Source organism: Streptomyces sp. TLI_053 (genome assembly GCF_900105395.1).
Classification (GTDB): Bacteria; Actinomycetota; Actinomycetes; order Streptomycetales; family Streptomycetaceae; genus Kitasatospora.
Genome location: NZ_LT629775.1, coordinates 6,298,682 through 6,311,558 on the forward strand (window position 1 = coordinate 6,298,682; position 12,877 = coordinate 6,311,558).

Sequence of the window (12,877 nt, forward strand, 5' to 3'; positions counted from 1 at the left end):
CGCCGCGCTCCCGCCTGCCTAGGGTGGCGAGCGTGAGCGAACCCGAGAGCACCCCCGAGGGCGCCTACCTGCGCCACCCGCACCTGCACGGCGACCTGATCACCTTCGTGGCCGAGAACGACGTGTGGCTCGCCCCGCTGGACGGCGGCCGGGCCTGGCGGCTGACCGCCGACCACCGTCCGGTCCGCAGACCGATGTTCTCCCCGGACGGCCGCCACGTCGCCTTCACCTCCGCCCGGGACGGCGCCCCGGAGGTGCACGTGGCCCCGGTGGACGGCGGGCCGTCCCGGCGACTGACCCACTGGGGCGACGCGCAGACCCAGCTGCGCGGCTGGACCGCCGACGGCCGGCCGATCGCCACCACCGCCACCGGGCAGGCCTCGCTGCGCCGCACCTGGGCGCGGGCGGTGCCGCTGGACGGCGGCGAGGCGGCCCGGCTGCCGTACGGCCCGGTCGGCGGGCTGGCCTTCGAGCCCGGCGGCGACCGGGTGCTGCTGGTCTCCGCCTACGCCACCGAGCCGGCCTGGTGGAAGCGCTACCGGGGCGGCCGGACCGGCCGGCTGTGGATCGGCACCGACCGCTTCGAGCGCGTCCACGAGGACCTGGCCGGGCACATCGAGTCGCCGCTGTGGGTGGGCGGGCGGATCGCCTTCCTCTCCGACCACGAGGGTGTCGGCGCGCTGTACTCCAGCCTCCCGGACGGCTCCGACCTGCGCCGGCACGGCATCTCCCCGGAGGGCTTCTACGCCCGCACCGCCACCACCGACGGGAGCCGGGTGGTCTGGCACAGCGCCGGCGACCTGTGGCTGCTGGAGGACCTCGACGGCGCCGAGCCGCGCCGCCTGGACGTCCGCCCGGCCGGCCCGCGCACCGGCCGCCGCCCCCGCCCGGTGTCCGCCGCGCACTGGCTGGAGGGTGCCGCCCCGGACCGCACCGGGCGGGCCGGGGCCGTGGTGGTGCGCGGCTCCGTGCACTGGCTGACCCACCGGGAGGGACCGGCCCGGGTGCTGGACGAGACGCCGGGCGTCCGCGGCCGGCTGGCCCGGGTGGTGCCGGGACCGGCCGGTGAGGACGCCGCCCAGGGCGTGGTCTGGGTGACCGACGCCGAGGGCGAGGACGCGATCGAGTACGCCCCCGCGGTGCTCGGCGCCGAGCGCCGCCGGCTCGCCGCCGGGCAGCTGGGCCGGGTCCGCTCGCTGCTGGTCTCCCCGGACGGCAAGCAGCTCGCGGTCGGCGCGCACGACGGCCGGGTCCTGCTGGTCGGCCTGGCCGACGGCGCCGTGCACGAGCTGGCGCACAGCACCGACGGCGAGGTCTCCGGGCTGGCGTTCAGCCCGGACTCGGCCTGGCTGGCCTGGTCGCAGCCGACCCTCGGGGCGTGGTCGCTGCGCCGGATCGTGCTGGCCAACCTGGCCACCCGGACGGTCTCCGAGGCGACCCCGGAGCGGTTCGTCGACACCTCCCCGGCGTTCACCGCGGACGGCCGGCACCTGGCGTTCCTGTCGGTGCGCAGCTTCGACCCGGTGTACGACTCGCACGTCTTCGACCTGTCGTTCCCCAACGGCTGCCGCCCGTACCTGATCACGCTGGCCGCCGACACGCCGTCGCCGTTCGGGCCGCGCCGGGCGGGCCGGACGGCCGGCGGGGAGGAGGACGAGCCGAAGGGCCGCCGGGCGGACGGCGACGAGGGCGCGGCCGACGTGCCGCCGGCGACCCGGGTCGACCTGGACGGCATCGCCGACCGGATCGTGCCGTTCCCGGTGGAGGGCGGCCGCTTCGGCGTCCTGCGGGCGGCCAAGGACGGCGTGCTGTGGACCAGGCTGCCGCTGGTCGGCGAGCTGGGCGACGAGGCCGCCTCGCTGGAGGACGAGCGCCCGCGGCCGACCCTGGAGCGGTTCGACTTCCGCAAGCGCCGGGCGGAGCAGCTGGTGGACGGCCTGGACGCGTTCGCGGTGAGCGGCGACGGCACCCGGCTCGCCGTGCTGGACGAGGGCGAGCTGCGGATCGTGCCCGCCGACCACAAGGCGTCCGGCGAGGACGACGAGATCGACGTCGACCTGGACCGGCTGCGAGTGACGGTCGACCCGGCGGCCGAGTGGCGGCAGATGTACGACGAGAACGGCCGGCTGATGCGGGACAACTTCTGGCGTCCCGACCTCGGCGGGGTGGACTGGGCCGGGGTGCTGGCCCGCTACCGGCCGCTGGTGGAGCGGCTCGGCTCGCACGACGACCTGGTGGACCTGCTCTGGGAGGTGCACGGCGAGCTGGGCACCTCCCACGCGTACGTGGTGGCGCACGGGGTGCACACCGAGCCGGCCCGCCGGCAGGGCCTGCTCGGCGCGGACCTGGTCAGGGACGGCGAGGTGTGGCGGGTCGCGCGGATCCTGCCGGGGGAGTCCTCCGACCCCCGGGCGCACTCGCCGCTGGCCGCCCCGGGCGCGGCGGTCCGGCCCGGGGACGCGCTGCTTGCGGTCAACGGCCGTCCGGTGGACCCGGTGACCGGCCCGGCGCCCCTGCTGGCCGGCACCGCCGGGCAGCCGGTCGAGCTGACGGTGGCCGGCAAGGACGGCACCGACCAGCGGTACCCGGTGGTCGTCCCGCTCGCCGACGACGAGGCGCTGCGCTACCACGACTGGGTGGCCGGGCGGCGGGCCGTCGTCCGGGAGCTGTCCGACGGCCGGCTCGGCTATCTGCACATCCCCGACATGCAGACCACCGGCTGGGCGCAGATCCACCGCGACCTGCGCTCGGAGATGGCCAGGGAGGGCGTGGTCGTCGACATCCGGGGCAACCGGGGCGGGCACACCTCGCAGCTGGTGGTGGAGAAGCTGGCGCGGCGGATCGTCGGCTGGGGCGTGGGCAGGGACGTCGCCAATCCCGCGCCGTACCCGGAGTACGCGCCGCGCGGTCCGGTCGTCGCCCTGGCGGACGAGTACTCGGGCTCGGACGGCGACATCGTCAACGCGGCGATCCAGGCGCTGGGCATCGGCCCGGTCGTCGGCACCCGCACCTGGGGCGGGGTGATCGGCATCGACAGTCGCTACTCGCTGGTGGACGGGACCCTGGTGACCCAGCCCAAGTACGCGTTCTGGTCGGAGCGGCTCGGCTGGGGCCTGGAGAACCACGGGGTGGACCCGGACGTGGAGGTGCCGTTCCCGCCGCACGCCTGGGCGGCGGGCGAGGACCCGCAGCTCGCCGAGGGGGTGCGGATCGCGCTGGCGGCGCTCGCCGAGCAGCCGGCCAGGACCCCGCCGGCGCTGCCCTGGGAGCGGTAGCGGCGGTCCGGCGCCGGTGGGAGGACGGACCGCGGTCCGTCCTCCCACCGCCGGGGCGGCCGTCGCCGTGCGCGTCCCGCGGGGCCGGGGCGGCCGTCGCCGCGCGTACCGCGGGGGCAGCGCCCGCGCGAGTACCGGCGGGCGGCGGCGGGGCTCGGCTAGCATGCCGCCGTACGCTCCCACCAGACCAGCACCAGCATCCCGCGAGGAGATCCCGATGGCCGGCGAGGCGCAGCCCGACTGCCTGTTCTGCAAGATCGTGGCGGGCGAGATCCCGGCCACCGTGGTCCGCAGGACCGACCGGACCCTGGCCTTCCGCGACATCGCCCCTAAGGCCCCGGTGCACGTCCTGGTGATCCCGCACGCCCACTACCCGAACGCGGCCGCGTTGGCCGACGCGGAGCCCGATGTCGCCGGCGAGCTGCTCGCCGAGGCGGGCCGGGTCGCCGCGGACGAGGGCCTCGAGGACTACCGGCTGATCTTCAACACCGGCGCGGGCGCGGGCCAGACCGTCTTCCACGCCCACGTCCACGTGCTCGGCGGCACGTCGATGACCGAGCGCATGGTCTAGTCGGTGTCCCAGCGCGAACTCGTCGTCCTCGGGACCGCCAGCCAGGTCCCGACCCGGCACCGCAACCACAACGGCTACCTGCTGCGCTGGGACGGCGAGGGCCTGCTGTTCGACCCCGGCGAGGGGACCCAGCGGCAGATGCTGCGCGCCGGGGTCTCGGCCACCCAGCTCACCCGGATCGCCGTCACGCACTTCCACGGCGACCACAGCCTGGGCCTGGCCGGGGTGATCCAGCGGATCAACCTGGACCGGGTCCCGCACCCGGTGGACATCTACTTCCCGGCCTCCGGCGAGGTGTACTTCGAGCGGCTGCGGCACGCCACCGCCTTCCACGAGACGGCGGTGCTGCGGCCCCGCCCGATCGAGGAACCGGGCCCGCTGCCCGTGCCGGGCGCCCGCTTCGCGCTGGAGGCGGTCCGGCTCTCGCACCCGGTCGAGTCCTTCGGCTACCGGCTGAGCGAGCCGGACGGCCGCCGGCTGGTGCCCGAACGGCTGGCCGCCCTGGGCATCGCCGGCCCCGACACCGGCCGGCTCCAGCACCGGGGCGAGATCGAGGCGGACGGCCGGCGGGTCACCCTGGAGGAGGTCAGCGAGCCCCGGCCCGGGCAGCGGTTCGCCTTCGTCATGGACACCCGGCTCTGCGAGGGCGTGTACGAGCTCGCCGAGCGCGCCGACCTGCTGGTCGTCGAGGCCACCTTCTCCGACGCGGACGCCGGGCTGGCCGAGGACCACGGCCACCTCACCGCCGGGCAGGCCGCCAAGGTCGCCGCCGAGGCGGGCGTCCGCACCCTGGTGCTCACCCACTTCTCGCAGCGCTACCCCGACCTCGGCCAGCACCTCGCCGACGCCCGCAAGCACTTCGACGGGCCGATCGTGCTTGCCGAGGACCTCGCCCGGGTACCAGTACCGCCCCGGCACAAGTGAGGCGCCCACCCGTCGGAGCCGTGGTGAACAGCGTGGAAAACCGCTCGCGCCGCCCGGCGATCTGCCGCAGCATCGTCGGGTGCGGCCCCGCCGCCCGCCGCAGCGATCACGTGTGCGGCGTACCCTGGTGCCCCGGAAGGACCGAGCGGCACACGAGACACGGATGGGATGAGGCAGGCCCCAGCGCCGACCTATGAGTGACACATCGCAGACCCGTTCCAACGGACAGCCGCGCCCCGAACCGGCCGAGGACGGCCGCGTCAGCGCCCGGATCGTCATCCCCGAGAAGCATCCGATGGTCACCCTGCTCGGCGCCGCCGACTCGTTGCTGCGAGTGATCGAGCAGGGCTTCCCCGCCGCCGACATCCACGTCCGGGGCAACGAGGTGACCGCGACCGGCGAGCGCGCCGAGGTCGCCCTCGTCAAGCAGCTGTTCAGCGAGATGATGCTGGTGCTGCGCACCGGCCAACCCCTCACGGAGGACTCCGTGGAGCGTTCCATCGCCATGATCCGCAGCGGCGTCGACGACCCGGACAGCCCGGCGCCGTCGAAGGTCTTCACCGCGAACATCCTGTCCAACCGGGGCCGGACCATCCGTCCGAAGACCCTCAACCAGCAGCGCTACGTCGACGCCATCGACAAGCACACGATCGTCTTCGGCCTCGGCCCGGCCGGCACCGGCAAGACCTACCTCGCGATGGCCAAGGCCGTCCAGGCCCTCCAGGCCAAGGAGGTCAACCGGATCATCCTGACCCGCCCGGCCGTCGAGGCGGGCGAGCGGCTCGGCTTCCTGCCCGGGACCCTCTACGAGAAGATCGACCCGTACCTGCGGCCGCTGTACGACGCGCTGCACGACATGATGGACCCCGACTCCATCCCGCGGCTGATGGCCGCCGGGACGATCGAGGTCGCGCCGCTCGCCTACATGCGCGGCCGCACCCTCAACGACGCCTTCATCATCCTCGACGAGGCCCAGAACACCTCGCCCGAGCAGATGAAGATGTTCCTCACCCGCCTCGGGTTCAACTCCCGGGTGGTCGTCACCGGCGACACCAGCCAGATCGACCTCCCCGGCGGCACCCGCAGCGGCCTGAAGGTCGTCCAGGAGATCCTGGTCGACGTGCCCGACATCCACTTCTCCGTCCTCACCAGCACCGACGTGGTCCGCCACAAGCTGGTCGGCCGGATCGTGGACGCGTACGAGCGCTGGGACGCCCTCCAGGAGGCCCAGGAGACCGACGAGCGCCGTCTCCCGGTCAAGCCCGCCCAGCGGCGCGGCTCGCGCGCACCCCGACAGTCCCATCGCACCGAAAGCTGAGTAACCAGCCCGTCATGTCGATCGACATCGCCAATGAGTCCGGCTGGGACGTCGACGAGGAGTCCGTCCTCGCCGTCGCCCGCTACGCCCTGGACAAGATGCGGATCCACCCGCAGTCCGAACTGTCCGTGATCCTCGTGGACGGGGCGGCGATGGAGGAGCTGCACATCCAGTGGATGGACCTCCCGGGCCCCACGGACGTGATGTCCTTCCCCATGGACGAGCTGCGCCCCGGCAAGGAGGGCGAGGAGCTGCCGCAGGGGCTGCTCGGCGACATCGTGCTCTGCCCCGAGGTCGCCGAGCAGCAGGGCAAGGCGGCCCCGTCCAAGCACTCGATGGACGAGGAGCTGCAGCTGCTCACCGTGCACGGCGTGCTGCACGTGCTCGGCTACGACCACGAGGAGCCGGACGAGGAGGAGGAGATGTTCGGTCTCCAGAAGGCGATCCTCGACGGCTGGCGGGCCGAGCGGGGCCTCGGCGGCATCTCCCCGGCCCCCACCACCCACTGAGCGCGGAGCCCGAACCCCTGTGAGTGGTGAAAGTACGAGCTTCATCCTGGGCGCGGTCGCGCTGGTCGTGCTCGGCTGGCTGGCGGCGTGCGCCGAGGCGGGCATCTCCCGGGTGTCCCGGTTCCGGGCCGAGGAAGCGGTCCGGTCCGGGCGCAGGGGCTCGGCCCGGCTGCTGGCCCTGGCCTCCGACCCGATCCGCTACCTCAACCTGGCCACCCTGATCCGGGTGGCCAGCGAGATGGCGGCGGCGGTGCTGGTCACCGTGGTGTGCGTGCGCAACATCGACACGACCTGGCAGGCCGTACTGCTGGCGTTCGGCGTGATGGTGCTGGTGTCCTTCGTGGCGGTCGGGGTCTCCCCGCGCACGATCGGCCGCCAGCACCCCCTCACCACCGCCACCGCGGCCTCCTTCGTGCTGCTGCCGCTGGCCCGGATCCTCGGCCCGATCCCGAGGCTGCTGATCCTGCTCGGCAACGCCCTCACGCCCGGCAAGGGCTACCGGGAGGGACCGTTCGCCTCCGAGGCGGAGCTGCGGGCCCTGGTCGACCTGGCCGAGAAGAACGACGTCATCGAGGACGAGGAGCGCCGGATGGTGCACTCCGTCTTCGAGCTGGGCGACACCATCGTCCGCGAGGTGATGGTGCCGCGCACCGACCTGGTGATGATCGAGCGGCACAAGACCGTCCGGCAGGCGCTGACCCTGGCGCTGCGCTCGGGCTTCTCCCGGATCCCGGTGGTCGGCGACAACGAGGACGACGTGGTCGGCATCGTCTACCTCAAGGACCTGGTGCGCCGCACCCACATCAACCGGGACTCCGAGTCGGACGAGGTCGGCGCCGTGATGCGCCCGGCGGTGTTCGTCCCGGACTCCAAGCCCGCCACGGACCTGCTGCGCGAGATGCAGCAGATGCGCTCGCACGTGGCGATCGTGATCGACGAGTACGGCGGCACGGCCGGCCTGGTCACCATCGAGGACATCCTGGAGGAGATCGTCGGCGAGATCACCGACGAGTACGACCGGGAGATCGCCCCGGTGGAGGACCTCGGGGACGGCTCCTACCGGATCACCGCCCGGCTGCTGGTCGAGGACCTGGGCGAGCTGTTCGGGATCGAGCTGGAGGACGAGGACGTCGAGACGGTGGGCGGTCTGCTGGCCAAGCACCTGGGCCGGGTGCCGATCCCCGGCTCCTCCTGCGCGATCCCGCTCCCCGAGGAGGTCCCGGGCGGCCTGACCGCGATCCGCCTGACCGCCGAGAGCTCGGCCGGCCGCCGCAACCGCATCGGCTCCGTCGTCGCCGCCCCGGTCCGTGCGGCCGAGGATCCGGCCCCCGGGGCCGACGAGTAGCGTTCGGGTACGTCCGGAGCGACGATGGGGGCATGAGTCACCAACTTCGCGCGGAGTACGGCCCGCAGGGGGCGGCGGGCGGGGTGAAGGTCTGGCACGTCGTGCGGGAGGGGGATCCGGCCACGGCGTTGTGCGGCCGGAGCATGCCCGCCGACGTGGAGACCCGGTCGGACCAGGAGTGGGGGACCGGGCTCCGGTGCTGCCAGCAGTGCGGTTCGCTGTACATGCACGAGGTGCCGCACATGCAGGGGAGCCACCCCTACAGCTAGGCGGGCCCGGGCCCGACGACAGAACAGCCAGGCGCTACGACCGAGTCGGAGGTCGCCATGAAGCTGCAGGACGAATTGCCCGTCGACCACAAACTGGTGCTGGTGTGGCGGATCGGGGCGGGTCTCGGTGGGGTGTTCCTGATCGTGTTCGGCTGCCTGGGGCTGGCCGACCACCCGGGATTCCTGTCCACCGAGGGCAACGACATCGCCGGCATGTCCACCAACGGCGCGCTGAGCGTGCTGTCCATCGTGATGGGCGGGGTACTGGTGGTCGCCGCGGTCATCGGCGGCAATGTCGCCGCCAACGTGAACATGGCGGTCGGCGTGCTGTTCGTGCTGTCCGGGTTCTACGGGCTGACCGTGCTCGGCCGCACGGACGCCAACATCCTGAACTTCGGCATCCACAACGTGATCTTCGCCTTCGCCTTCGGCGTGGTGATCACCACCTTCGGGATGTACGGACGGGTCAGCAGCCACCTGCCGCACGACAACCCCTACTGGCGCAAGCGGGCGGCGGACGAGGTGGCGATGCCCAACGGTCCCAAGACCTTCGTGAAGGTGATCCGGCCCGGTCCGCCCAACCCGGTCGGCCACTGAGGGCCCCGGCCGGCGGGGCCTATGCTCCAGGGCATGAGTGACATCGTGGAGCTGGACCCCGAAGACAAGAAGATCATCACCCTGGCCCGCTCCGCCCGCGCCCGCAACGGCGTCGCGGAGGGGGCCGCGGTGCGTGACGAGACCGGCCGGACGTACGTGGCCGGGACGGTCGCGCTGGACTCGCTGCGGCTGAGCGCGGTGCAGACGGCGGTGGCGATGGCGGTGGCCAGCGGCGCGAAGTCGCTGGAGGCGGCGGCCGTGGTGTCGGAGGCCGAGCAGCCCGCCGAGGCCGATCTGGCGGCCGTGCGGGACCTCGGCGGCGCGGGCACCCCGCTGCTGCTGGCCGGGCCGGACGGGGTGCTGCGGGTCTCGGTCGAGGCCCGCTGACCGCTCGGGGGCGTGGCCGGGTGCCCGGGGTTCGCGCCCCGGGCACCCGTGCGTCCGGGACCCCAGATTCGGCGGATAATCTCACCGGGGACGGGCGGGGAATCCGCACGGTGAGGGGGCTGGGCGATGGGGCCGTACGCGTTCTTCGCGGGACTGCTGCTGGGCGTGATGGGCATGGGCAAGTGGCAGGAGACCGGCTCGCCGTTCTGGCTCTGGGGCTCGGTCACCTTCCTGCTGATCGTCCTCGGCTGGGGGCTGGGCGCGCTGTTCGGCGGGAAGAAATGACCGGCCCGGACGCCGGTGGCGGCCCCCTCCCGGGTGATCAGGGAGAATGGGGTCCATGAGTGCCCCTTCCTCCTCGTACCGCTCCGGCTTCGCGTGTTTCGTCGGCCGGCCCAACGCGGGCAAGTCGACCCTGACCAACGCTCTGGTGGGGACGAAGGTCGCGATCACCTCCGACCGTCCGCAGACCACCCGGCACACCGTCCGCGGCATCGTGCACCGCCCGGACGCCCAGCTGGTGCTGGTCGACACCCCCGGCCTGCACAAGCCGCGCACCCTGCTCGGCGAGCGCCTCAACGACCTGGTCCGCAGCACCTGGGCAGAGGTCGACGTGATCGGGTTCTGCCTGCCCGCCGACCAGAAGCTCGGCCCCGGCGACAAGTTCATCGTCAAGGAACTGGCCGAGATCAAGAAGACCCCCAAGGTCGCCATCGTCACCAAGACCGACCTGGTCGACTCCAAGCGGCTCGCCGAGCAGCTGATCGCCGTCCACCAGCTCGGCGCCGAGCTGGGCATCGAGTGGGCCGAGATCATCCCGGTCTCGGCGGTCGGCGAGAAGCAGGTCGACCTGGTCGCCGAGCTGATCACCAAGCTGCTCCCGGAGGGCATGCCGCTCTACCCGGACGGCGACCTGACCGACGAGCCCGAGCAGATCATGGTGGCCGAGCTGATCCGCGAGGCCGCCCTGGAGGGCGTCCGCGACGAGCTGCCGCACTCGCTGGCCGTCGTGGTCGAGGAGATGCTGCCGCGCGAGGGCCGCCCGGCCGACCGGCCGCTGCTCGACATCCACGCCAATGTGTACATCGAGCGGCAGAGCCAGAAGGCGATCGTCATCGGCGCCAAGGGCGCCCGGCTCAAGCACGTCGGCACCACCGCCCGCAAGCACATCGAGGCGCTGCTCGGCACCCCGGTCTACCTGGACCTGCACGTCAAGGTGGCCAAGGACTGGCAGCGGGACCCGAAGCAGCTGCGCAAGCTCGGGTTCTGACCGGCGGCGGGTTCCGGCCGGCGGAGGGTTCTCGTCGGCGGCGGGTTCTGACCGGCCGCGGGTTCTGATCGACAGCGGGGCGGCGAGGGGGCGGCGATGAAGCTGAACACGCGCGAGTGGGGCACCGGCGACCGGGTGGCGCTGCTGGTCCACGGGATCATGTCCGACCACCGCAGCTGGCGGTCGGTCGGCCCGGCGCTGGCCGGACGCGGCTACCGGGTGATCGCGGTCGACCTGCGCGGCCACGGCGCCAGCCCGCGCGGGGAGGGCGCCGCCCCGGAGGACCGCTACGGGCCCGAGCACTACGCCCAGGACCTGGTGGACACCCTGCCGGCGGGCGCGGACCTCGCGATCGGCCACTCCCTGGGCGCGCTGACCCTGCTGCACGCGGTGGACCGGCTCCGGCCGGCCCGGGCCGTCTACTCCGACCCGGCCTGGCGGTTCGTCCGGCCCGGTCTCTTCGACCCCGCCGTGTTCACCCAGTTCAAGGCGGCCACCCGGGAGCAGATCGGCGCGCTCAGCCCGCGCTGGGACGCGGCCGACGTCGAGGTCGAGCTGGCCACCCTCGCCGCCTGGGACCCGGACACCGCGCTCGCGCTCTCCGCCCTCGCGGACCTGGCCGCGCTGCCCGGCGCCCCGGTGGTGCCGTCCCTGGTGCAACTGGCCGACAACAGCTGGCTGATCGGGCCCGAGGACGCCGCGACGCTGCGCGGCCTGGGTTACGAGGTCCGGACGGTGCCCGGCGCCGGGCACACCATCCACCGGGACGACCTCCCGGGCTTCCTGGCCTCGCTCGACGGCTGGCTCTGACGCCCCGCCCCGCCCCGGCGGTGGTGGGCAGCGGTGGTCGGCGGCGGGTGGTGGGCAGTGGCGGTCGGCGACGGCGGGTGCCGCGGCCGGTCAGGCGCCCTCGCGCAGGACCAGCGAGACCAGCTCCCGCTGGGACTCGGTGAGCTTGGGGTCCGCGCAGTGCACCGTGCGCCCGTCGACGGTGATCGTGTAGTGGTAGCCGTCCGGCACCCCGTAGGAGGGCGCGCGCAACCCGCCCGCGACGGCCTCGCGGGCGAGCGCGTGCACGTGCGGGGCGTCCACCCGCTCGGTGGTGTCGAGCTCAGCGCGGCGGACGTGTCCCGCGAGGCCGCCGGTCCGGGTCACCTGGATACGCATGGTGTCCATGGTGCTACCCAGGGATGGCGTTTGCCGGTGTTTTTCCGGACCTTGACCCAATCCGCACTCAGGTCGGGCTGATGCCCACCTTCGCCCAGGACGCGGTCACCGTGTCCGCGACCTCCGGTTCCGGGTAGCGGGCCTTCGCGGCCGCCACGGTGGCCCGGGCGAAGGCCGTGAAGTCGGCGTCGGCGGGCAGCCGCCGGCCGGTCAGCGCGTCGTACCAGATCCGGCCCGCGCGCTCCCAGGACGGGCCGCCGAGCGCGGTGGCGAGCAGGTAGAACGCGTGGTTGGGGATGCCCGAGTTGATGTGCACGCCGCCGTTGTCCTGGCCGGTCCGCACGTAGTCGCGCATGTGTGCGGGCTGCGGGTCCTTGCCGAGCCTCGGGTCGTCGTACGCGGTGCCGGGCTCCTTCATCGAGCGCAGCGCCACGCCCTGCACACCGGGGGCGAGCAGTCCGGCGCCGATCAGCCAGTCCGCCTCGGCGGCGTCCTGGAGCAGCGCGTACTGCTTGACCAGGGAGCCGAAGACGTCGGAGACGGACTCGTTGAGCGCGCCCGGCTGGTCCCGGTACTCCAGGCCCGCGGTGAACTGGGTGACGCCGTGCGCGAGCTCGTGGCCGATGACGTCGATGCAGGCGGTGAAGTCGCCGAACACCTCGCCGTCGCCGTCGCCGAAGACCATCCGCCGGCCGTCCCAGAAGGCGTTGTCGTAGTCCTGGCCGTAGTGGACGGTGGCGTCCAGGCGCAGCCCCTGGTCGTCGATGGAGTGCCGGCCGTAGACGGCGGAGAACAGGGTCCAGGTCGCGCCGAGGCCGTCGTAGGCGTGGTTGACGGACTGGTCCGGGACGGCGCCCTCGCCCTCCCGGCGGACGGTGCGGCCGGGCAGGCGCTCGCGGTGCGCGGCGTCGGAGACCACCCGCTCCAGCCGGTCGGCGGAGGCCCGGTCCGGCAGGGCGGCGGTGAGCCGCGCGGCCCGGTGCGCGGCGTCGAGGGCGAGGGAGCGGGCGGCGGGCTCGTGACCGTCCTCGGCGAGGCGGTCCAGGACGTACGGCGGAACGATCGCGCAGAGCGTCGGTTCGGCTGTCATGTGGCCCAGGGTGAGGCATTGATGACGTGTTGTCACCGGCGCGGACAGGATTGCGCGCCGCCCGGGCCGGGCCGCGCGCCGCCGGAGGGCCGTCTCAAGGGGTGGGAAGACCGCCCGGGCCGCTTCGGGGTCGCGCGGCGCTGGGTTAGGCTGGA

14 protein-coding genes are annotated in these 12,877 nt (G+C 73.7%); 12 read left to right on the top strand and 2 right to left on the bottom strand.

Annotated features, from left to right (window positions below):
- The first annotated feature begins 32 nt into the window (after positions 1 to 32).
- From BLU95_RS26025 to BLU95_RS26075, 12 genes are all read left to right on the top strand, one after another.
- Entirely contained in the window at positions 33 to 3,275 is a 3,243-nt protein-coding gene (locus BLU95_RS26025; RefSeq protein WP_093862107.1) for a S41 family peptidase, read from the top strand.
- Positions 3,276 to 3,492: 217 nt separating this feature from the next.
- Positions 3,493 to 3,846, top strand: a complete 354-nt coding sequence (locus BLU95_RS26030) for a histidine triad nucleotide-binding protein (RefSeq protein WP_093862108.1) — start codon at positions 3,493 to 3,495, stop codon at positions 3,844 to 3,846.
- A 3-nt stretch (positions 3,847 to 3,849) separates the two neighbouring features.
- Positions 3,850 to 4,770 (top strand): ribonuclease Z, encoded by a 921-nt coding sequence (locus tag BLU95_RS26035; RefSeq protein WP_093862109.1) that lies wholly within the window; start codon positions 3,850 to 3,852, stop codon positions 4,768 to 4,770.
- A gap of 193 nt (positions 4,771 to 4,963) precedes the next feature.
- On the top strand, positions 4,964 to 6,088 hold the full coding sequence (locus BLU95_RS26040) for a PhoH family protein (protein WP_093862110.1): 1,125 nt from the start codon (positions 4,964 to 4,966) through the stop codon (positions 6,086 to 6,088).
- A gap of 14 nt (positions 6,089 to 6,102) precedes the next feature.
- Positions 6,103 to 6,597 (top strand): rRNA maturation RNase YbeY, encoded by a 495-nt coding sequence (ybeY, locus tag BLU95_RS26045; RefSeq protein ID WP_030395777.1) that lies wholly within the window; start codon positions 6,103 to 6,105, stop codon positions 6,595 to 6,597.
- Between the two features lie 19 nt (positions 6,598 to 6,616).
- Positions 6,617 to 7,942, top strand: coding sequence for a hemolysin family protein (locus BLU95_RS26050; RefSeq protein ID WP_045938460.1), 1,326 nt, complete (start codon positions 6,617 to 6,619; stop codon positions 7,940 to 7,942).
- A 32-nt stretch (positions 7,943 to 7,974) separates the two neighbouring features.
- The gene (locus tag BLU95_RS26055; RefSeq protein ID WP_093862111.1) at positions 7,975 to 8,211 is read left to right on the top strand and encodes a hypothetical protein; all 237 of its coding nucleotides are present in this window, start codon (positions 7,975 to 7,977) and stop codon (positions 8,209 to 8,211) included.
- A 57-nt stretch (positions 8,212 to 8,268) separates the two neighbouring features.
- Positions 8,269 to 8,808 (top strand): DUF4383 domain-containing protein, encoded by a 540-nt coding sequence (locus BLU95_RS26060; protein WP_093862112.1) that lies wholly within the window; start codon positions 8,269 to 8,271, stop codon positions 8,806 to 8,808.
- Between the two features lie 33 nt (positions 8,809 to 8,841).
- Entirely contained in the window at positions 8,842 to 9,195 is a 354-nt protein-coding gene (locus BLU95_RS26065; RefSeq protein ID WP_093865132.1) for a cytidine deaminase-like protein, read from the top strand.
- A gap of 126 nt (positions 9,196 to 9,321) precedes the next feature.
- Entirely contained in the window at positions 9,322 to 9,480 is a 159-nt protein-coding gene (locus tag BLU95_RS42460) for a hypothetical protein (RefSeq protein WP_159424997.1), read from the top strand.
- A 55-nt stretch (positions 9,481 to 9,535) separates the two neighbouring features.
- Positions 9,536 to 10,465: a GTPase Era gene (gene era, locus BLU95_RS26070; RefSeq protein ID WP_045938463.1), complete on the top strand. Its 930-nt coding sequence runs from the start codon at positions 9,536 to 9,538 to the stop codon at positions 10,463 to 10,465.
- 96 nt (positions 10,466 to 10,561) lie between these two features.
- Entirely contained in the window at positions 10,562 to 11,275 is a 714-nt protein-coding gene (locus BLU95_RS26075; RefSeq protein WP_093862113.1) for an alpha/beta fold hydrolase, read from the top strand.
- A 90-nt stretch (positions 11,276 to 11,365) separates the two neighbouring features.
- On the opposite strand, the gene BLU95_RS26080 is transcribed toward BLU95_RS26075, so the two are convergent.
- Positions 11,366 to 11,632 carry a protealysin inhibitor emfourin gene (locus BLU95_RS26080; protein WP_093865133.1) on the bottom strand — a complete coding sequence of 89 codons (267 nt, stop codon included), beginning with the start codon at positions 11,630 to 11,632 and terminating at the stop codon, positions 11,366 to 11,368.
- A gap of 67 nt (positions 11,633 to 11,699) precedes the next feature.
- On the bottom strand, positions 11,700 to 12,722 hold the full coding sequence (locus BLU95_RS26085) for a M4 family metallopeptidase (protein WP_093862114.1): 1,023 nt from the start codon (positions 12,720 to 12,722) through the stop codon (positions 11,700 to 11,702).
- Between the last annotated feature and the right edge of the window lie 155 nt (positions 12,723 to 12,877).